The organism is Bradyrhizobium sp. (genome assembly GCF_035652035.1).
Taxonomy (GTDB): Bacteria; Pseudomonadota; Alphaproteobacteria; order Rhizobiales; family Xanthobacteraceae; genus Bradyrhizobium.
Window position 1 is genome coordinate 51,470 of sequence record NZ_DASREO010000018.1, and the last position, 18,432, is coordinate 69,901.

Below are 18,432 nucleotides of genomic sequence, written 5' to 3' on the forward strand. Positions count from 1 at the left end.
GGCCCACGCGCTTGGTCGCTACCTGCGGGCTCCGAAATCGTGGGCCGCGGGAAATGTTGGCATCATGACGAAGCAGCCATGCTTTCGCCAATCGGAGACTTATCGGAAAACGGGTGGTAATGTCCCGCGCCGCTATCGAGCCGGCATCAAAAAAAACAGGCGTCGGGGGAGCCGAAGCGCGCGCCCCCGGGCGTAAAGGGAGGCTTCCATGAACAGAAGGATTGCCGAATTGGTCATCACCGTCGGCGTTGCGGTTGCGGCGTCTGCCGCGCCAGCGAGCGCACAAACTTCATCTGCGAGTTCAGCGATCGATAGCAGCCTCAAGGGCGCGATCGAACGCAACGGTGTGCCGGGCGTGGTCGCGCTCATCACCGACCGCAAGGGCGTCATCTATCACGGCGCGTTCGGCGTCGCTGACGTTTCGACCAAGCGCCCGCTCAAGGAGGACGCGCTGTTTCGTATCGCCTCGATGACGAAACCCGTCACTTCGCTCGCGCTGATGCAGCTGGTCGAGCAGGGCAAGATCGGCCTCGACGATCCGGCCGAAAAATACTTGCCGGAGCTGAAGAATCCGCAGGTGATCACATCGTTCGACGCCAAGACCGGGGACTACACGCTGCGTCCCGCCGCGCGCGTGCCATTGGTCAAGCATTTCCTGACGCACACTTCGGGCCTGGCCTATCCCTTCACCAGCGCGATCTGGCGCGATTTCAAGCCCCATGCCGGTGAGACCTATGCGTTCGGCGGGCCGATGCTGTTCGATGCCGGCGAGCGCTGGCACTACTCGACCTCGACCGATGTTGTCGGCCGCCTGGTTGAAGTCGTCTCCGGGCAAAAGCTCGAGGATTATTTCCACGACCATATCTTCGTGCCGCTGAAGATGAACGACACCTCCTACAATGTGCCGGAGTCGAAAGGACCGCGCCTCGTCGCGCAGCAGCAGCGTGACGGCGTCAAGATGGACGGCCCGATCGTGCTGCAAATCCCGCCGCTGGTTGGTCTCACGGTCGCCAATCCGATCGGTGGTGGCGGCCTGGCCTCGACTGCCGACGATTACGGCCGCTTCATGCGCATGTTCCTCAACGGCGGCGAGCTAGATGGCGTGCGCGTCATCAAGGCCGAGACGGTCAAGCTGATGAGCGAGAACCAGATCGGCGCGGTCACGGTGCCCGCGCTCAAAGTTGCGATGGCGCGGAGCGCCGACTTCACCTTCATCGATGACGGCCACGACAAATGGGGCTACGGCTTCCTGATCACAGCCCGTCAGATGCCCGGCATGCGCTCGCCCGGCTCGTTGAGCTGGGGCGGCATCAACAACACCTTCTTCTGGATCGACCCCGCGCGGGGCATCGCCGGCACGATCATGATGCAGTTTCTGCCGTTCGCGGATGCCAAGGCGCTTGCCGTCTACAACGCGTTCGAGCGCGGCGCCTATCAGCTCGCCAAAGCAGAGAATTAAAAGGCGGAGAACTAAGAGGCTTGTGAAATCCGGCCGGCGTAGCTTCCGCTCGCCTATGCCGGCCGGATTTTGCGTGTTCATCGATCGCCTTAAAACCCGAGCGACTGAAGTGCGCTCGTGCAATTCGACAGCATGATCCAGAGCGGGGCTGAAGAGAACAGCGCCCAGCCGACGCATACGCATAGCCACAGCAGGTTATGATTGATGATGTATTGGGGATACGCCAGGATCGCGTTGTAGATTTTCTCCGCGCTCCGCCGCCATCTGAAGGTGTTGAAGCAAATCCACGCCGTCGGCAGGGCCGTGAACATTGCGATCAGAAGTCCGACATGCGTTTGCGACGGTTCGCCCTGATGGATGACCCAGCCAGCGCACCGCGAGGGGGCAGGCGTGACAAAGGCGAGCACGCCGAGTTCGAGCAACAGCCACAAGATGCATGCCGCCGACGCCGACTGCGCGACCTTCTGGCAAAAATCCGGATCGAAGAAGGGCAGCTTCAGATCGTCTTTCATGGTTTCAGGAAAAGCAGGCCCGCTTGAATAGAGGCCGAAAACCGGCCGTTTGTTCCAAGGGGGGAACTGATTGCCGTCTGCGCCTTGGGTCGACTTTTCATCCAGAAATTGACGCTATCTTTACGGGGACGCTGGTTTTGTAGAAGCCATCCTCGGGAAAAGACCCTTCTGAATGCTTCGGCGACTGAGATGCCATTTTTTCCACCCGACTGGGAGGCTGCACAGAGCATCGATCGACTTCCGAAGGCATGCCCTTACTCGCGAGACGAGATAGAGGACTATCTCTTTCGCTGTCACTATCATCTGTTGCTCAAGGAGCAGCCGACAACGTTTCGGGTCAGTGGTCCACACGCTCAAAAGAAGGATTTGGACAGGCGATATTGGGTGTTCGAAGCACACGATGTTGCCCGGCAGCGACAGTGGTTTGTCCTTGTCGGCACAGGCAAAAGCATTTTCGTTCCATCGGAAAAACTGAAGCGATGGATGTTTGCGCAAACAAATGATGCCGGTCTTTCGCCCGAGGCGTTTCTCGACCAGGAATACCGCGAACAGCTCGAATACGATGCCCGAGCCGCAGCAGGCTGACCGCAACCGTGCTCGAGACCTGCAAGTCGGTTGGAATTCAGCGCGCTCAATAAACCTTCGGCACGAACATCTGTTCAGGGATCTGTTCGCGCGCATAGGCCGGATCGTGAATGCGGTCGGGCAGCGTGACAGCGGGATGCGTGACGTCGCCATAGGGCACCTGCGTCAGGAGATGCGCGATGCAATTCAGTCGCGCGCGCTTCTTGTCGACGGCTTCCACCACCCACCACGGCGCCTCCGCAATATGGGTCCGGTGCAGCATGTCTTCCTTGGCCTTGGTGTATTGCTCCCAGCGCGCGCGGGACTGCACGTCCATGGGCGACAGCTTCCATTGCTTGAGCGGATCGTGGATGCGCATCAGGAAACGGAATTGCTGCTCTTCATCCGTGATCGAGAACCAGTATTTGACGAGGATGATGCCGGAGCGCACCAGCATGCGCTCGAATTCCGGCACCGAATTGAAAAATTCCTCGACCTGATCGTCGGTGGCAAATCCCATCACGCGCTCGACGCCGGAGCGGTTGTACCAGGAGCGATCGAACAGCACGATCTCGCCGCCGGCCGGCAGATGCGAGACGTAGCGCTGAAAATACCATTGCGTGCGCTCGCGCTCGCTGGGAGCGGGGAGTGCGGCGATGCGGCAGACGCGCGGATTGAGGCGCTGGGTGATGCGCTTGATCACGCCGCCCTTGCCGGCGGAGTCGCGGCCTTCGAAGATCACGACGACCTTGAGCTTGTGATGCAGCACCCAGTCCTGCAGCTTCACGAGCTCGCCTTGCAGGCGCAGTAGCTCCTTGAAGTAATGCTGGCGGTCCATCCCTTCCTTGGCATCGAGGCCAGGGGTCGCGCCTTCGATCTGCTGCAGGCGGTGATCGTCGAGCTCCATCTCGATCTCTTCGTCGAGCGTGTCCTGAAGGTCGGCGTCGATCAACTGGCGCATGTTGGCGCCGTTCACCGCGTTGGTCTCGGTCATGGCAATCCCCTCATCGTGGTGACCCGAAAATTTCCAAGCCTTAAAATTCCGAAGTCCGTTGACGGGGTTATGACAGCCGGCGGTACCGGGAGATGCATTCAGGCCGACCCGGTCGGCGCCAGCCTTCATATGACCGTCAACAACCGTGCCCAGACGGGTTTGTTGGCCGATTGACCGGCGCGAGGGGCCTCAATGCAGCGGATGATCGAGAACTTGAGGATCGGCCCCTTTGCAATGCGCTGCAGCGTGTTTGTTCCCGTCTCTATAATCTCTGCCGTTCCCTTGGTTTCGAACGCCATCGCATGCTGCCGTCGCGGGCGTTCTGCTCCGACGAAAGCCAGGCTATCCGGTCATCCTGATTGCGCAGCATTTCGGCACCTTCCCGTTCGGCCGCAAATTCCTGCTCGAACAGGCCGAGCTGGACGAGACGTTGCGGCGTCAGCCGGCGGAAAATCCCGATCGCCTCTCGTTCGATCACTCGATCCGCCGCATGGCGGACGCGGAGGAAATTCGGCTCGATGTTTGAGAGGAACGAGTCATGGATCTTCGTCGTCAGCTTCGCCGTACCTCTTTTCCTCATCCTGAGGAGCCGCGACAGCGGCGTCTCGAAGGATGAGGCCAATGTCCGGGCCTCATGGTTCGAGACGGCGCGAGAATGCGCCTCCTCACCATGAGGGTTTCGGCGAGGCAGGACTGAAGTAAATTTTAAACGAGGCTATTTTGAACCGGCGTCTGTTTCTGGTGCGTTGCCGCGGTCTCATCGCGGTACAGGCTGCACGGGCGGCGCGCGCCGCCTGGCGCTTTCAGCTATTTCATCTGCTGCCGTACTAGTGAGGCGCCGGATGCGCCGGGGCGGATGCTCAGCTGTTTGGGTGAAACCACCCGAAGATCGCCATGACGATACCTGCAATCAGATAGAAGATCTGCAGGCCGACCGACATCCAGTACCGGACCGGCGCGGCGTCTCTCTCAAAAGTCCACCTCACCGGTGATGTGAGCAGCCAGTCAACAATATCACCGCTGCCGATGAAGCACGTGATTTTTCTCTCGACAAGGCCGGACCAGAGCGTGCGGCTGCAATCATAGCACACATAGATCCCGACGATGCGCGCGAGAATTTCATAAAGGAAAAACTGCATTCGAGGATCCGTTCATCAGAGGGCGGATGCGATGACTGGGCCCTCTTGTTCGCGAGCAGACAGCGGTATGTCCCTGCGGACATGCATGGGCGCTACCTGATTTGGTGTGGCCGGATCTGGTGCTGGTTCAACAATGGGGTGCTGACACTGTGGGCGCCGGCGACTCCGGAATACCGGATCGCCCGGTCCCGTCTCCGCCAAGGCATGGCCAAGGCTTCGCCGGGGCCACCCGAACCGCCCTCTAGGACTTCGGCATCTTGGGCATGACCTGCAGCAGCGGTTCGGGACCGATCGCAAGCTGGCCCAGGAAAGGACGGTCGTGCGCCAGGATGAGAAGGACGGATGCCGCAACGCCGGTCGCAAACATACCCATGCTGATGGCTGACGCGAGGCGGTTCTCGCTATGCACGATGGCGATCGCAAAGAACGCGCAGATGGCTTGCAGGACAAGACACATCCATTTGGTGAGATTGACCTGGGATTGGCTGACATGGATGCGCTGGCGGCGCGCTTCCAGGGCATTTTCAAGCGAGGTCACGATCTCGCGCTGGGCGATTTGCTGACCTGGACCACCTGGAGACAATGCGAGGGCTTGCTGGAGCGCCTCGGCGAGCGGTGCCGGGCTGATGCTCAGCGTCGCGGCCTGGCGGGCCATCATCGGCCATTCCTGCGTCGCGGTTTCCTCAACGTAACGCCGGATGAGGCCTGCGAAATGCGCGTCCGGCTCGCCCGGAAAGCCGCCGGAGAGAACCAGCACCGATTTCAGGGCGCTGGCCTCGCGGTTGACCGCGGCGTTCGCATGGTCGGTGTCGTTCCACACCTGCGCCGCAGTGAACACAACGAACAGGCCAAAGATGATGCCGAGCGGAGAAAGCATGCCCGGCGAGATCGCCTTGAACGCGCGCAAGCGGTCGCCGGTCGCGAGCAGCCGCACAACGATCTGGATCACGGCTGCCAAGACGTAGATGACGCCAAAGATGACGAGCGCCATCCATATCAATGGAAGATCGTGAAGCCAGTCGCTCATGGTCTTGCCCCGGCCCGGTATCTGCTCTCACTGGAGCCATCAAATCACGGGACCGTCGCCACCGCCAGTGCGCGCGAGGAGAGAGTATTCAGGCGGTGAGGACGTCCAGGACAGGCTATTCTCGACCGGATCTGCTCTGACGCCCGGCGATCGATCAGCTCTTTCTCGCTTTCCGTCGTGCCGCGATAGCGGCTGCCGCCGGCGAGAGATATCCCATGATTTCTATCGTGTAGGACGGACCGGACGGGTCGTAGGTGGCAACGACTCCGCGCTTGCCTCCGCCCCATTTGATGGTCAGCGGAATCGGGTCTGCCCGGCCGCGCTCGTTGCGATGAGTCAGCGCGTGGATGATATGCCGTTTGATTTCGTCCTGCGCATCCTTGGGGTACTCGTCGGCGATGTCGCCCTCCCAAGCTTCGGTGGCCTCGCTATTGAAGCGATAAAACTTCGCGGTCAACCCGCCGAATGTGTAGTCGCCGTTTCGTTTTTTGATCTTCTTATAATCAGCCAGTGTTTTTCTAATATTCTGACGCGTGAATTGCGCATTAATATCTGGTCTGCCGGCGTGTTTATTACGTCTTGCGATTGCCATGGCCGTGCTCTCCAATTACTGCGTGAAAAGGAATGAGCCTACCCCCTCGCGATCCTACAATGGATTGATGTCCGGTCAACTCGATGCCCGCGCTACAGGCAGTGCGCGGCACAATGACCCTTGCTGCCGAAATCTCTAGCGTTGTATGTTTCACATCATCCATGCGCGCTTTTTCGGGGTCTCATGGACTGCTCTGCGTGCGGCGCCTCAAATCCTAGCGAAAGCCGCCGCTGTCGAGGCTGCGGCGCGCCTCTGGCTGAGCGCTGCGCGTCCTGCGGTGAGCTTGTCCCGTTTTCGAACAGATTCTGCGGCGGTTGCGGTGCGCGGCGCGAGGGCGACCCGGCGGCGGCGATCGCCGATGACGCCGGCAGTATGGGAGCACCAATCCAGCTGCCGCAGCATCTGGCGCGGCGTATCGTGGATTCCCGCAGCGTGCTCGAAGGCGAGCGCAAGCAGATCACGGTTCTGTTCGCGGATATCAAGGGATCGACGGCCTTGATCGACCAACTCGATCCGGAAGACGCCGAGCTGCGGCTGCGCCCGGCGATTGACGCGATGATCGAGGCCGTCCACCGCTATGAAGGCACCATCAACCGGATTCAGGGTGACGGCATCATGGCCCTGTTCGGTGCGCCGATCGCGCATGAAGACAGCGCCGTGCGCGCCGCCTATGCCGCGCTCGAGATGCAGAAGGGCGTGCGCGCGGCCTGCGATGCAGACATCGCGATACGCGTTGGCCTGCATGCGGGTGAGGTGGTGGTTCGGGCCATTCACAACGATTTTTCGTTCGACTACGACGCCGTCGGCCCGACCGTGCACCTCGCAGCGCGCATGGAGCAGCTGGCCTCGCCGGAGGAAATCTACTGCACCGGCAATGTCGCGCGGCTGGCGCAAGGATTCATCGACGTCCTCCCGCTGGGCCAGGTTGCGGTCCGAGGCGTGCGCGAGCCAGTCGATCTGTTTCGCATTACCGGCCATACCTCGGCGCGCACACGCTGGGAGGTCACGGCGGCACGCGGGCTGACGCCGTTTGTCGGGCGAAAGGGCGAGCTTGCAGGGCTGCAAACGGCGCTGGCGCAGGCCGCCGCCGGTCATGGGCAGCTTGTCGTGGTCAAAGGTCCGCCCGGGACCGGAAAGACCCGGCTGGTCCACGAATTCCTGCAGTCCGCCCAGCTTTCCGACTGGATGGTGCTCAAGACGGCGGCCGCGGCCTACCGGCGCGGCACACCCTATTTGGCCATTTCCAACCTGCTGCGGTCGTGGTGCGAAATTCCCGAACACGCTTCTCCCGCCGAGTCGAGGGAGCATCTGCATCGCGCGCTTGCCGCGATGCCTTCGGGCTCACCGCTTTACGCTCCGGCGCTGGAATCACTGCTCGAAGTCCCGGTCGAGGATGCCGAATGGCCAATCCTCGATCCGGCGGTGCGCCGGCAACGCATCGTATCGACCGTGAAGGACCTGCTGCTTCGTTGCGCGCAGGATCGGCCGCTTTTGATCTGGCTCGAGGACATGCAATGGACCGATGTCGAGACGCGAAACGCGATCGACAACCTGATCGAAAGCATTGCGGACAGCCGCGTGCTGGTCATCCTGACGTTCCGGCCGGAATATGAGCACAAGGCGACAAGCGCCTTCACATCGTTGCAGGTCGATCCGCTCGCAACCGAGGCCGCCGACGAACTGGTGCGGGCGCTGCTCGGCAGCAGCGAGGACACCGCGGAGCTACGAACGCTGATCGTCGCCCGCGCGGAAGGAACGCCGCTTTTCATCGAGGAGACGGTGCGCGCTCTGGCGGAAAGCGGCGCGCTGCGCATGCGCGGCGGGCGCTACGAGCTGACCCGCAGGATTCCGGAGATCCGGATTCCCGAAACGGTGCAATCCGTCATCGCCGCGCGCATCGACGGCCTTAGCCCGAAACTCAAGACGCTGCTGCAGATTGCGTCCGTGATCGGCTCTGACATCTCGATGCCGCTGCTGCGCGAGGTTGTCGATTTCGCCGGGCCTGAACTGCGAAAGCTGCTGGGAGAACTCAAGGCCGCGCAATTCCTCTACGAAATCCCGGACGTGTCGTCGCAATTGAAATTCAGGCATGCGCTGGTCCACGAGGTGACTTATGGAGGCCTGATATCGGCGAAGCGGCAGATGCTGCATGCGCGCGTACTGCGCGCGATGGAATTGCAGAACCTGGAGAACCCGCAGGACTTGATCGAGAGTCTTGCGCATCATGCCTTCAATGCGGCGCTCTGGGATGAAGCGGTGATGTATTTGCGCCAGGCCGGCGACAAGGCGGTCGAACTATCGGCCTATCGCGAGGCAAGCGCCTTCTTCGAATCCGCGCTGCAGGCGCTCACGCATCTGCCGCAGGATCGCGAGCGCATCCGGCAGGGCATCGATGTGCGCTTGAGGCTGCGGCCGGTGTTTGGGGCGATCGCCGATCACAGCCGGCTCGAACAAATTCTCACCGAGGCCGAGCTGCTTGCCAATTCGATCGAAGATCGGCCGCGGCTCGCCGCCATCAATGTCGCGCTGGCGTTCGTGCACAACTGGCTGGGCGAGCTCGATGCCTGCATCGAGCGCGGCTTGCGGGCCCGCGACATCGCGCGCGAGGTTGGCGACGGCGCGCTGGAAGTCAGCGCGAGCTTCTACCTGGGCCAGGCCTATATGTGGCGCGGCGACTTCCGGCAATCGGTGGCGCTGCTCGAACAGAATCTCACTTGGATCGACGGTCCGCTGCGGCATGTGCGGGTCGGCACCGCCGGAACGGGCTCGGTGTTGTGGCTCGGCATGCTTGGCGCGTCGCATGGCCGGCTCGGCAATTTTGCGGCCGCGACCGAATTTGCACAAAAAGCCTGTTTGATCGCCGACGAAGTCGAGCGGCCGCACGATATCGCGCTGGCCTATTGGTGGGCGGGCTTCATCCAGTCGCACAAGGGCGATTTGCCGCTGGCTCTACAATATCTCGAGCATGGCTTCGACGTTTGCCGCTCGAGCCAGATCCGCTATCTCGTCCCGATCCTGTCGACCTCGCTCGGCTACACCTACGCGCTCGCCGGCCGCATGGCCGAGGGCATCTCCCTTCTGACCAAGGCCGTGGGATTTTCCCGCGGCGCCAGATTCACCTATGGCGAGGCGTGGTCGAGCGTCTATCTCGGCTTTGCCAACCTGCTCGACAACAAGTACGAGGGAATGCTCGATCATGCGACAAGCGCTCTCGAGCTTGCGCGCAAACACGGCTATCGCGCGATCGAGGCCGACGCCTTGCGGCTTCTCGGCGACGTGCACCGCAATCCGGCTGCGCTCGACCCCGAGGCCGCCGAGCGCAACTACCTCAAGGCCGTCGAAATCTGTCTCGAGCTGGGCTTGCGGCCGGAGCTCGCGCGCTGCCAGATCGCGCTCGGACACTTGCTGAAGGCGTCAGGCCGGCGTGCCGAAGCCGACCGGCTGCTCGATTCGGCCGAACAGCTCATTGCCAGCATGGGTGCGGTCGGGCCGTTCGCCAAGGTCGCTTGTTCCTAATTCATCGCGAACTGGATCGGCAGATTCTTGGGGCCACCGATGAAGATCGACGCCGCGCGCCGCGGCCTTGCTGCCAATTCCACCTCTGCGAGCCTCTTTAGCAGCTCCTCGAAAAAGATCCGCATCTCGATCCGCGCCAGGTGCTGACCGAGGCAATTGTGCGCGCCCTGGCCAAAGATCACGCTGCGCGACGTTTCGCGATCGAGACGAAAATGATCTGCTTGCGCGAACGCGTCCTCGTCGCGATTGCCTGACAGAAGATGCAGCATCAGCCAGTCGCCTTTCCTGATCTTGCTTCCGCCTAATTCGATGTCCACCGTTGCGGTGCGCATCACATGATGCACCGGCGACGTCCAGCGTACGGCCTCGTCGACGAAGGCCGGAATGAGCGCGGCGTCGTCCTTGAGCGCCTCGAACACCGGCATGTTCTCGCACAGCGCCCAGAGGCCGCCGGAAATCGACGACGATGTGGTGTCATGACCGGCCGCGGCAAGGATGATGTAATAGCTCACCGCCTCGAATTGATCGATCGGTTTGCCGTCGATCCCGGCATTGGCGATCACGCTCGTCAGGTCGTCCGTCGGTTGCTGCCGGCGGCGCTCCATCAACGGCACGAAGTAGTCCTGAAATTTCCCGAGCAGGCGAAACAGTTCCCTGGTGTGCCGCGATGGATCGCCCGCGATGCCTCCGCCATAGCCGAGCTGGGCGTCCTCGCTGGCAAAGAGCTCCTGCGTCAGTTTGAGGATCTGCGGTTCGTCCTCTTGCGGAACGCCGAGGATCTGCATGAGAACCCGCAAGGGAAAGTGAACCGCTACATCTCGCGCGAAATCGCAGGCGCCGCCGTGTTCGGCCATGCGATCGACGCTGGCGCGGGCGATGGCGCGGATGCGATCTTCAAGCGGCCTGACCCCTTGCTGCGTGAACCAGCTTTGCGCAATCCGCCGGTATTTCGAATGATCGGGCTCATCCATGTGAACGAGGGTGCGGATCGGATGCGCGCTGCCACCCGTTTGGGCGCGTGCCAGTTCATCCGACGCCCGCGGGACAAGCGTGTGTGCGCGGTCGCCATTATGGAACAGCTCATGCCGGCGAATGACCTCTGCGATGTCCGCGTGCCTTGTCACCAGCCAGAACGGATCGAAGTCCTCGCATTCGACGCGGCCGAGCGGCGCGTTCGCGCGAAGCCAGCGCAGTGCTGCGAGCAGCGCGTTCTGCCTCGCATAGGCTTTCGGCGAAGTGATCAGGCGGCCGAGGCGATGGGGTATTTTGTCCACCTCGCGCCCCCGCCTTTATCTCTCAAATCCCGTCGATTTGATCTGCAACATGCCCATCGGTTCGTTATCCGTTAGATCCGCATGCGAGCTGAAAGGATCGGGCAGCTCCTCGCAAAAACTAGGTTGAATTCGTGAGGTGGTCAACGCGCTGGTGCGCCGCAGCGCGGTGCCTTAAAATGGGCGACAGAAGCAGGAGAACAAGAAAATGCGATATGGGATGTTGCTCGCGGGCGCCTTTGCTGCCGCCCTTTGCACCAGCGCTGCTCAGGCCGTCGAGCTGAAGCTGCTCACCGCGGGCGCGTTCAAGTCGACCGTGCTGGCGCTGCTGCCGGACTACGAGAAGGCAAGCGGCAACAAGGTTTCGGTCGAAAACGATACCGCCGGGGCGCTGATGAAGCGGATCGCGGCCGGCGAAAGTTTCGATGTCGTCGTGATCACGCCGGAGGCTGTCGACAAACTGACCAGTGAGGGCAAGGTGATATCAGGCAGCCGGACCAATCTCGCGCGCGTCGGCGTCGGGGTCATGGTCAAGGAAGGCGCGAGCAAGCCCGATATTTCGACCGTCGACGCTTTCAAGAAAGCGGTGCTCGATGCGAAATCGATCAGCTTCATCGATCCCGCCAGCGGCGGCTCCAGCGGCATCTATGTCGAGAAGCTGCTCGAACGCCTCGGCATCGCCGACCAGGTCAAGCCGAAAGAGAAGCTCAAGCAGGGCGGCTATGTCGCCGACTACATCGAGTCCGGTCAGGCCGAACTTGGCATTCACCAGATCAGCGAAATCCTGCCGCATGCCGGCGTCACGCTGGTCGGCCCGCTGCCGAAGGAAATCCAGAACTATACGGTTTACGCCGCTGGCATCGGCGCTGCGACCCAGCATGCCGATGCCGCAAAGGCCTTGATCGCCTCGTTTTCCGGCCCGTCGGCCGAGGCGTTGTTCAAGTCGAAGGGCATGGAGCCGGGGACCAATTGAGGCGCGCTATCCCTCCGTCTGCACGTCGGGCGGCTTCACGCTGATCGCTGGCGGAAGCTCGCCCGCCTGATCCTTGAGATCAGCGGCTGCCTCGACCAATCCGGCTGCGACTTTGGGATCGGACGTCGTCTTCGCCATCTTGAGCAGCGCCGCTGCTGCCCGGCGAGCATGGAAGCGATTCTCTGCCACTGGATACCTACTCGGATGCCTACTCGGTGTTCACCCGATAAATACAAAAAGCGTCAAATTGCGTTCCTGCGCGAAAGTACAAAATTGGACATAGTGGGATTTAAGTCACTCGGGGGCGCCAAATTTCCACATCCTGAAAATGGGAACCGGTTCTTTCCAGTTCCGGCCTTCGAAGAACCGGCTTCCACGAGAACTCAGCGGGGAGAACACGAGGCGCGCCAGCTTGTTGTGAAACTCCGAGATCACTCCAATTTTCTGGAGTCTACAATCAGCAGAAAGATCGGCCGGCCGTCGCGGAGCACTTCGAGACGCCATTGCTCGCCCGGCTGAAAATCGCCCTCAATGTCGCGCACGAAGCGTTTCGCTTGCTGCCACGCCGAGCCATCGTCGGCCAATTCGATGCCGTCTTCGTCGAGATAAGGGCGCGTGCCGTCCAGATAGAAATAATAGCGTGCCATGTGCGCCGAACGCGGGAAGCGGCGATGACGTTCCTTAGCGATGGGGTCGATCGCGAAGCCCCAAATGCAGGTAATCCGGATGGAAGTCGGCAACCTTTTTCAACCCGTCGAAGTCGAGCAGCCTGATCGTTCTGTTTTCCCAGCTCATCAGATTGCGGTTCCGCAAGTCCCGCAAGGTCCTGTTGACGTGCACCGCCGATATTCCCGAAGCATTGGCGATGTCCTGCTGAGTCAGAGGAATTTGAAAGCTGTCGTCCTGAACCATTCCGACGGCTTCGAGGCGAGCGGCCAATTCGCATATCAGGTGAGCAATGTTGCCTGACGCATCGCGCGCCGCAACGTTGCACACCCATTCGCGAAAGATCGCCGCTTCGATCAAGGTCTCGCGCCAGAACACATGAGCAAGGCTTGGCCGCGCATCGAGCAAGCCCTGCAATTCGGAAATCGAGATCTGGCCGATGCGAGACCGACCGATGCTGATGATGTTATGATCAAGCGTTCGAAGCTGAAGGGTCTGCAGATCGGGAAAATCGCCGGAAACGTGGAGCGCCAGAATTTGCTCTCGATCGCCGATGATCTTGTACTTCGCCAGAAAGCCGCTGATCACCACGGTGCAATGTCTGGCCACGTCTCCTTCGCGGCAGAGTAGCTCACGGTTCCCGATCGTTCGTTCGGTGACGCGGAGCGACTTCAGAGCGCCGTGATCTTCGGGCGACAGGCCGATGGCTTCGCGAAGCCGGCGTGCAAATAAGGTGGTCGGCATAGGCTCCCACGTTGAAAGCAGAGGGCACCGACCTAAGGCAATAGCAGATAACTTTTTGCCGGGAAAATCCTGAAAACTAGACGCATGTTGCGTTGCGAGGTTGATTGCGACGTCCATTGGACTCAGGAGCGAAGACGCGACCGCCTGACTCCTGTCCCGGGGCAAAGTACGATTTTGCACATAGCGCACCCGAACCAGGCGACGATAAAGGGATCTGTTTTCGCGACATGAAAACGCCGCCGCGTGAGCCGTGGATCGCGGGTGCTGCGGGAACTTTTCGTGTGTGTGCACTTTGTAGCATTGCAGCGTCCAAAGACGTGCCGAACGGCATCATCCTGCAAAGGCCGCTCGCGCCAGCCCCCTCGTCACGGCGCTGCCGCAGCTCCAGAATGATAGGCACATCACCGCAGGCGCAAACATGTAAGGCCGAAACAGATGGGCCAGGCATCCATACTCCTCGTTGAAGACGAAGCGCTCATTCGCATGATGCTCGTCGACATGGTGGAAGAACTCGGCCACACGGTGATTGCGGAGGCGGGCAGTGTCGAGATCGGCCGGCCTCTCGCAGAAATCGAGCAATACGATCTCGCGATCGTCGATATCAATCTCGAGGGTTTCAACGCGCAGCCAGTCGTCGAAGCGATCAGAGACCGAGGGCTGCCGTTCTTCCTGTTGAGCGGTTACGGCGCGGCAAGCGTACCCGATGCGCTGAAGGGAATGCCGGTGCTCAACAAGCCCTGCTCACTCGAGACGCTCAAGCACACCATCGACCAGCTGCTGTCGCGTGCGCCCCGATGATCGTTCTTGATCCAAAAGCGTCGGCTGCCGAGCCGATCTGTAACCCGGCCTAAAACAACTGCGTCACGGCAAAGATGATCAGCCCGACAAGGCCACCGACCAGTGTGCCGTTGATGCGGATATATTGCAGGGCTCGGCGTACCGATTTATCGGACCACGCGTGGCGCGGCCTGAGGTTTCTGATTCAACAGGTCAAACAGCTGCATTCCCGCGCACGATTTGGGCCGGGTTCCGCCAACGTGATGCCCGAGAGGGCGCAGGGAATGCCGGGTGCGCGGCCCGCACCCATGGCCTTGTGTGCAAAAGTGAAAAGCACACAAGCTCAGTCACCACAGGTAAAGCCGTTCATCGCGGCATTCCCTGCGCGATGGTGTTACGGTTTATTCCGCGCTCTCCCTGGTGATCGGGCTTTTTGTCACCATCCCGGCGCGATGCGGAGCATCCTCGCCAGTTGACGTCAGCGTCGAGACGTCAGGACCACACGGCTTCGCCGTCCGCGGAAAAACGTCGCTCGTCGGGCGACGCGTTCGCGTCCATCGCATCCCGCGCTCAACGTTGATGACGATGCGCAACGCCCCTCGGATCGAGCACAGGACGCGCGAAGAATTAGCGGTGATTTGCCCGACGGCACAACGCGCGCCGCTGCGACAGATTGGCACGACGGGCAAATCAGTTCGCCGCACGGTCACGCGTGTGGGAGTCTGTCAAGAAGCGAATGTCCGATTTGCGCCAAAAGCGATGCAGTTGCCGCAAAGGCGACATTGGCGGAATGGGACAGGGCCTACAATCGTGATGATTTACTGTTCCAGCTCTCGCCGAATGACATCGCAGTGCGCCACATGGTTATCTCGCACCATGCGATAAGTGCGCAGCAGATCGCGGGCCAACAGCGATGGATGGCCGCCGCGCTCTAACTCATCAATGATTTCGATTTGGCGTGCGATATGCTTGTCGCTTAGCGCAATGTGGCGCTCTGCCTCTGCCAAGTGATCCCAAATGAGCCGCAGGTCCATATTGGGTCAGTCTAGCAGGGATGCGTTCCGCCCAAACTAAAAAGCTTCGGCTTTATCGTCGCGGTAGGCCTTACTTTCCGAGCGGAGCATCGCGGATTCAAACACGGCGACGCGGAGTGTTTCGCGCTCATGATCAAACTGAGACTTGAGGACGCGACTACTGCGCCTGAGATGGAGGCTTTCCTCAATTGCCAAGTCGGCGCGGGCGAACAAAGGGTCGGTCATAATCCCACAATATCCGCCCGGATCAATTGTTCCGATTACGAAAGTTAATCCGCGTCCTTTTGTTTTGGAAAAGGCTCGTGCGTCTTGCGGCCCAAAAAGGTGTCAGGTTGTGGATTGGCTCTCAACAGTTCGAGACTGTGCGCTAATACGTCACGGACTGACTGAATCAGCTCGGTGTCTGCTTGCTGGTTAGGTCGGAAAAAAATATGGACCGATGGCCACATTTGGCGCTCCCCTGTTTGAGTGGGCGGGAGCGCAACTGGCGGTCTCATCACCGATAAATGCCACGGACCGGGCGGTGATCGTTGGAGCTTGCGCCCCAATAAACCGAAACGCGAGTCATTTATCGATGAGCACGGCGGGAACGTTTCGGCAGAGCGCCCGCTTACTCAAAATTACAAAAGGACGGTGGTAACTCCGAATGGCGCGCCGGCACCGACTAGAATGTCATCAAGACAAAGAGGCCGCCCATTGAGGCGGCCCTTACCTATTGCTTGAGCAACAGACCCATCTCGCGCGCCATTTTCCGGACCGAGCCTGCATGTCTTCCAAGCCGAGCCGAAATTACCGATACAGCCGCCCCTCTACGAGCCATGCGCATCAGCTCGTTTTGATCGGCTTCGTCCCAAGTCTTTGGTTTTGGTTTTTTAAGAGAGCTGCTCTCTTCAGCCTACTTCTCCGGAACAAACTGCTTCGGCGGCATCACGATTTCAGAAAGTGATGCGCAACGATGTCGGCAATTCGGTTCGGGTCGGTGAGGCCAGAGGTGCCGACCTTGATGATCTTCTCGGCGACGATGCTTGTGACCGGGTCATTCCGGTCAACGAGGTCAAGCATCCGCAGCGTCTTGGCATAGGCAATATTCTGACGGTCGATCTCGCTTGATGCCAGTTCGCCGTAGGTGAATTGCTTGATCGGCATCCCCCACGCCCTCGCAAGGACGCAACGGTAGCGGATGGGGTCAACGAGTCAAATAACTTATGACATTGAGGAGACAGACGGCAGCTCCAGCTGCAGTGAGCACAGTCAATCAGCCGCACCAACTTCAGGGCGACTGGATAACGTCTTGTCCTGTTAAGCGTGCGCCCAATCACGCGAGCAGGCAAAGCCGGGCCACCGCATCCACCACGTTCTCATTGTCGTATGGCTTCTCAAGCCGGGCGACGCCTTGGAAACGATCCGGGATGATTTCTGGGCCGTAGCCTGTCGCGAAAACGAACGGCACATGCTTTCGAGAAAGCTCGTCCGCGATTGCAAACACCTGTCCATCCGCCAGCTTGATATCCAGAACCGCAGCGTCGATTTGTCTGTCGACCAACTGGTGAGCATCGCAAGCAGTGGCCACTGGACCGATCACTTCGGCCCCTCCCGACACCAACGTGCGGGCTAGATCGTTCGCAAGGAAATACTCATCCTCGACGAGGAGGACGCGAAGGTGCTTGAGCCTTTGAAGCATCGGACCGTCCCAGACGCTAGGGCGAGAGTGCCAAATAGGAAAGGAAGGGCGCAGGGCAAGCTTTAATTGGTGATCCCCGCATCTAGCCTAACGAGCGGACGGTCCTTGCACCACAGCTAGTTTTGGCACTCATAGGGCGGTTCTGCTGCTCCAGCCCTGGGGCCGTGGCGCGCCCAAGAGCGATAACAGCGAGCGATAACCGTAATAGCGCGCCACCGCTCGGCAACGGTGTTGGCCGTGCATCAACAGACGGCCAGACTTGGCTTTGACTTGCCATTCCCAGCCGCCGCCGGCTCGCTTGCGCAGCGACAGATCGTAATAGGAAAACGCGGTGTCACGCATCGCCCCAGCCCTATCAAACACTCGAACGGTAGACAGTGCGGTTGGGGCCAACAATTCCGGGCTTATACGGGAAACGATCAGTGCGCTGAATATCCGCAAGCAGACCCGCGCCAAGCGTCATGCGGGGCTGCGCCAGGCGGGACGGGCTAACGCGGGGGACCAGAACCTGTTCACTCTCGCCAATGCGTCGGGTGGATGTCGACTGATGTACCCGTCTTTGACTTCATCCAACCGTGCTGAGCGCGGCGGCATGGAAAGACGAGCGCTTAGATGCCGTCGTTCTCGATCACGGCCAGTTCGAGATCACGGTCAAACGGAGCAGTTGCTATTGGTTGCCAGTCCATGGCCGGACAAGACCGGTCCGGCCTGTTGATCGGACCTTGAGGCAAATCAATTTCAGCCTCTGTTCTTCGGCGTCGGATGTTTGGCGCGCCATTCCGCGTATTTGGCCTCTTCCTCTGCCAACAGCTTGCGGAGCATTGCGATCGTCTGCTCGTCGGTTTCGGCCGCCAGTTGTTCTTTGTAGTGGGCGATGTTCGCTTTGAAAATGAAATCGGCCATGACATTCGGCTAGTTGCTCGGACGTGGTCGAGATTAACACAGGTTAGTCGAGAGGGACCAGCGCCAATCCTCTTGCCGGTTGCGACCTCGCGCATCAGCCCTGAATGTGAACCCGCTCACACCTGTTCGCCCTCTACCGAGCTAATCATGATTGAGCCGGTGGAGTGGAATATGGAAAGCAAGTTGGATGTCGTGACAGCGGTCAGCGCAGTCTGGGTCGCTGGTTATGCGGCACTCGCGATCGGGTACCTAGCGCGCTTCGCATTCTCGCTCTCGGAAATTCGCGGCGCTGCGTTGCTAATTGCGGTCGTTATCGCGACGGTCGTCGGAATTGATTTTTTCGGCAAGAAGCTGCGTAAGTCCAAATGACCCGACTGAAGCAAACCTTGTGAGGATCGCCAGCTGCGGCGGCCTTACTCCCAGAAAAGCGCAATGCTCATTAGCGCTGTTGACAATAGGGCTAGGCTCAATGCGCTAGCCAAGAGTACCCGGTCGTTGCCCATGACCGTTACCTCCTACGCGCGCTGGTAGTAGTAACTTACCGCGGATTCGTAACATTTGGAAGAAGGAGGGCCGTTAA

General features: G+C 60.3%; 23 protein-coding genes and 1 pseudogene. 7 read left to right on the top strand and 17 right to left on the bottom strand.

Translation table 11 applies throughout. The annotated features are described in order from the left end of the window. Positions 1-208: 208 nt before the first annotated feature. The gene (locus VFB05_RS06895; RefSeq protein WP_325010337.1) at positions 209-1,459 is read left to right on the top strand and encodes a serine hydrolase domain-containing protein; all 1,251 of its coding nucleotides are present in this window, start codon (positions 209-211) and stop codon (positions 1,457-1,459) included. Between the two features lie 89 nt (positions 1,460-1,548). On the opposite strand, the gene VFB05_RS06900 is transcribed toward VFB05_RS06895, so the two are convergent. Beyond that, complete coding sequence (locus tag VFB05_RS06900; protein ID WP_325010339.1) at positions 1,549-1,971, bottom strand: hypothetical protein; 423 nt, start codon at positions 1,969-1,971, stop codon at positions 1,549-1,551. A gap of 189 nt (positions 1,972-2,160) precedes the next feature. Between VFB05_RS06900 and VFB05_RS06905 the strand changes: the two genes are divergently transcribed. Then, a complete protein-coding gene (locus tag VFB05_RS06905) occupies positions 2,161-2,556 on the top strand; it encodes a hypothetical protein (protein ID WP_325010341.1) in 396 nt (131 codons plus the stop codon). Between the two features lie 46 nt (positions 2,557-2,602). On the opposite strand, the gene ppk2 is transcribed toward VFB05_RS06905, so the two are convergent. The 5 genes from ppk2 to VFB05_RS06930 all read right to left on the bottom strand — a co-directional run bounded on the left by ppk2 (position 2,603) and on the right by VFB05_RS06930 (position 6,287). Beyond that, positions 2,603-3,529 carry a polyphosphate kinase 2 gene (gene ppk2 / locus VFB05_RS06910; RefSeq protein ID WP_325010343.1) on the bottom strand — a complete coding sequence of 309 codons (927 nt, stop codon included), beginning with the start codon at positions 3,527-3,529 and terminating at the stop codon, positions 2,603-2,605. 262 nt (positions 3,530-3,791) lie between these two features. Beyond that, complete coding sequence (locus VFB05_RS06915; RefSeq protein ID WP_325010344.1) at positions 3,792-4,151, bottom strand: hypothetical protein; 360 nt, start codon at positions 4,149-4,151, stop codon at positions 3,792-3,794. Positions 4,152-4,389: 238 nt separating this feature from the next. Beyond that, a complete protein-coding gene (locus tag VFB05_RS06920) occupies positions 4,390-4,668 on the bottom strand; it encodes a hypothetical protein (RefSeq protein WP_325010346.1) in 279 nt (92 codons plus the stop codon). Between the two features lie 241 nt (positions 4,669-4,909). Continuing rightward, positions 4,910-5,695: a hypothetical protein gene (locus VFB05_RS06925; RefSeq protein WP_325010348.1), complete on the bottom strand. Its 786-nt coding sequence runs from the start codon at positions 5,693-5,695 to the stop codon at positions 4,910-4,912. A 154-nt stretch (positions 5,696-5,849) separates the two neighbouring features. Then, on the bottom strand, positions 5,850-6,287 hold the full coding sequence (locus tag VFB05_RS06930; protein WP_325010350.1) for a hypothetical protein: 438 nt from the start codon (positions 6,285-6,287) through the stop codon (positions 5,850-5,852). 183 nt (positions 6,288-6,470) lie between these two features. Between VFB05_RS06930 and VFB05_RS32125 the strand changes: the two are divergent. Continuing rightward, positions 6,471-6,596 (top strand): annotated as a pseudogene (locus VFB05_RS32125) (double zinc ribbon domain-containing protein); the annotation flags it as partial. 63 nt (positions 6,597-6,659) lie between these two features. Beyond that, positions 6,660-9,803, top strand: coding sequence for an ATP-binding protein (locus VFB05_RS06935; protein WP_325010352.1), 3,144 nt, complete (start codon positions 6,660-6,662; stop codon positions 9,801-9,803). On the opposite strand, the gene VFB05_RS06940 is transcribed toward VFB05_RS06935, so the two are convergent. After that, positions 9,800-11,077 (bottom strand): cytochrome P450, encoded by a 1,278-nt coding sequence (locus tag VFB05_RS06940; protein ID WP_325010354.1) that lies wholly within the window; start codon positions 11,075-11,077, stop codon positions 9,800-9,802. The genes VFB05_RS06935 and VFB05_RS06940 overlap by 4 nt on opposite strands. Positions 11,078-11,282: 205 nt before the next feature. Between VFB05_RS06940 and VFB05_RS06945 the strand changes: the two genes are divergently transcribed. Then, positions 11,283-12,047, top strand: a complete 765-nt coding sequence (locus VFB05_RS06945) for a substrate-binding domain-containing protein (protein WP_325010356.1) — start codon at positions 11,283-11,285, stop codon at positions 12,045-12,047. A 6-nt stretch (positions 12,048-12,053) separates the two neighbouring features. Here VFB05_RS06945 and VFB05_RS06950 read toward each other — a convergent pair whose 3' ends face one another. The 3 genes from VFB05_RS06950 to VFB05_RS06960 form a co-directional block, all read right to left on the bottom strand. Further along, positions 12,054-12,236 carry a hypothetical protein gene (locus tag VFB05_RS06950; protein ID WP_325010358.1) on the bottom strand — a complete coding sequence of 61 codons (183 nt, stop codon included), beginning with the start codon at positions 12,234-12,236 and terminating at the stop codon, positions 12,054-12,056. 242 nt (positions 12,237-12,478) lie between these two features. Continuing rightward, positions 12,479-12,694 carry a DUF6894 family protein gene (locus VFB05_RS06955; RefSeq protein WP_325010360.1) on the bottom strand — a complete coding sequence of 72 codons (216 nt, stop codon included), beginning with the start codon at positions 12,692-12,694 and terminating at the stop codon, positions 12,479-12,481. A gap of 34 nt (positions 12,695-12,728) precedes the next feature. Further along, a complete protein-coding gene (locus VFB05_RS06960) occupies positions 12,729-13,574 on the bottom strand; it encodes a Crp/Fnr family transcriptional regulator (RefSeq protein WP_325010362.1) in 846 nt (281 codons plus the stop codon). A gap of 318 nt (positions 13,575-13,892) precedes the next feature. Between VFB05_RS06960 and VFB05_RS06965 the strand changes: the two genes are divergently transcribed. Continuing rightward, entirely contained in the window at positions 13,893-14,255 is a 363-nt protein-coding gene (locus VFB05_RS06965; protein WP_325010364.1) for a response regulator, read from the top strand. A gap of 49 nt (positions 14,256-14,304) precedes the next feature. Here the strand turns inward: VFB05_RS06965 and VFB05_RS32130 are convergent, their stop codons facing one another. From VFB05_RS32130 to VFB05_RS06995, 7 genes are all read right to left on the bottom strand, one after another. Continuing rightward, positions 14,305-14,439, bottom strand: a complete 135-nt coding sequence (locus tag VFB05_RS32130) for a DUF445 family protein (protein ID WP_414643160.1) — start codon at positions 14,437-14,439, stop codon at positions 14,305-14,307. A 613-nt stretch (positions 14,440-15,052) separates the two neighbouring features. Further along, complete coding sequence (locus tag VFB05_RS06970; RefSeq protein ID WP_325010367.1) at positions 15,053-15,268, bottom strand: hypothetical protein; 216 nt, start codon at positions 15,266-15,268, stop codon at positions 15,053-15,055. Positions 15,269-15,304: 36 nt separating this feature from the next. Then, complete coding sequence (locus VFB05_RS06975; RefSeq protein WP_325010369.1) at positions 15,305-15,493, bottom strand: hypothetical protein; 189 nt, start codon at positions 15,491-15,493, stop codon at positions 15,305-15,307. A gap of 702 nt (positions 15,494-16,195) precedes the next feature. Beyond that, positions 16,196-16,414: a hypothetical protein gene (locus VFB05_RS06980; protein ID WP_325010370.1), complete on the bottom strand. Its 219-nt coding sequence runs from the start codon at positions 16,412-16,414 to the stop codon at positions 16,196-16,198. A gap of 169 nt (positions 16,415-16,583) precedes the next feature. Then, positions 16,584-16,949: a response regulator gene (locus tag VFB05_RS06985; RefSeq protein ID WP_325010372.1), complete on the bottom strand. Its 366-nt coding sequence runs from the start codon at positions 16,947-16,949 to the stop codon at positions 16,584-16,586. 129 nt (positions 16,950-17,078) lie between these two features. Then, positions 17,079-17,291: a hypothetical protein gene (locus tag VFB05_RS06990; RefSeq protein ID WP_325010374.1), complete on the bottom strand. Its 213-nt coding sequence runs from the start codon at positions 17,289-17,291 to the stop codon at positions 17,079-17,081. Positions 17,292-17,687: 396 nt separating this feature from the next. Beyond that, the gene (locus VFB05_RS06995) at positions 17,688-17,852 is read right to left on the bottom strand and encodes a hypothetical protein (RefSeq protein ID WP_325010376.1); all 165 of its coding nucleotides are present in this window, start codon (positions 17,850-17,852) and stop codon (positions 17,688-17,690) included. Positions 17,853-17,999: 147 nt separating this feature from the next. On the opposite strand from VFB05_RS06995, the gene VFB05_RS07000 reads away from it, so the two are divergent. Next, positions 18,000-18,221: a hypothetical protein gene (locus VFB05_RS07000; protein WP_325010378.1), complete on the top strand. Its 222-nt coding sequence runs from the start codon at positions 18,000-18,002 to the stop codon at positions 18,219-18,221. Positions 18,222-18,432: the final 211 nt, after the last annotated feature.

Bases quoted from the DNA above. Each gene is read 5' to 3' on its own strand.
- VFB05_RS06925 (WP_325010348.1), bottom strand. From the start codon at position 5,695: ATGAGCGACTGGCTTCACGATCTTCCATTGATATGGATGGCGCTCGTC.
- VFB05_RS06920 (WP_325010346.1), bottom strand. From the start codon at position 4,668: ATGCAGTTTTTCCTTTATGAAATTCTCGCGCGCATCGTCGGGATCTAT.
- ppk2 (WP_325010343.1), bottom strand. From the start codon at position 3,529: ATGACCGAGACCAACGCGGTGAACGGCGCCAACATGCGCCAGTTGATC.
- VFB05_RS06900 (WP_325010339.1), bottom strand. From the start codon at position 1,971: ATGAAAGACGATCTGAAGCTGCCCTTCTTCGATCCGGATTTTTGCCAG.
- VFB05_RS06960 (WP_325010362.1), bottom strand. From the start codon at position 13,574: ATGGACGTCGCAATCAACCTCGCAACGCAACATGCGTCTAGTTTTCAG.
- VFB05_RS06930 (WP_325010350.1), bottom strand. From the start codon at position 6,287: ATGGCAATCGCAAGACGTAATAAACACGCCGGCAGACCAGATATTAAT.
- VFB05_RS06935 (WP_325010352.1), top strand. From the start codon at position 6,660: ATGGGAGCACCAATCCAGCTGCCGCAGCATCTGGCGCGGCGTATCGTG.
- VFB05_RS06975 (WP_325010369.1), bottom strand. From the start codon at position 15,493: ATGACCGACCCTTTGTTCGCCCGCGCCGACTTGGCAATTGAGGAAAGC.
- VFB05_RS07000 (WP_325010378.1), top strand. From the start codon at position 18,000: ATGATTGAGCCGGTGGAGTGGAATATGGAAAGCAAGTTGGATGTCGTG.
- VFB05_RS06905 (WP_325010341.1), top strand. From the start codon at position 2,161: ATGCCATTTTTTCCACCCGACTGGGAGGCTGCACAGAGCATCGATCGA.
- VFB05_RS06895 (WP_325010337.1), top strand. From the start codon at position 209: ATGAACAGAAGGATTGCCGAATTGGTCATCACCGTCGGCGTTGCGGTT.
- VFB05_RS06980 (WP_325010370.1), bottom strand. From the start codon at position 16,414: ATGCCGATCAAGCAATTCACCTACGGCGAACTGGCATCAAGCGAGATC.
- VFB05_RS06990 (WP_325010374.1), bottom strand. From the start codon at position 17,291: ATGCGTGACACCGCGTTTTCCTATTACGATCTGTCGCTGCGCAAGCGA.
- VFB05_RS06985 (WP_325010372.1), bottom strand. From the start codon at position 16,949: ATGCTTCAAAGGCTCAAGCACCTTCGCGTCCTCCTCGTCGAGGATGAG.
- VFB05_RS06945 (WP_325010356.1), top strand. From the start codon at position 11,283: ATGCGATATGGGATGTTGCTCGCGGGCGCCTTTGCTGCCGCCCTTTGC.
- VFB05_RS06995 (WP_325010376.1), bottom strand. From the start codon at position 17,852: ATGGCCGATTTCATTTTCAAAGCGAACATCGCCCACTACAAAGAACAA.
- VFB05_RS06970 (WP_325010367.1), bottom strand. From the start codon at position 15,268: ATGGACCTGCGGCTCATTTGGGATCACTTGGCAGAGGCAGAGCGCCAC.
- VFB05_RS06965 (WP_325010364.1), top strand. From the start codon at position 13,893: ATGGGCCAGGCATCCATACTCCTCGTTGAAGACGAAGCGCTCATTCGC.
- VFB05_RS06955 (WP_325010360.1), bottom strand. From the start codon at position 12,694: ATGGCACGCTATTATTTCTATCTGGACGGCACGCGCCCTTATCTCGAC.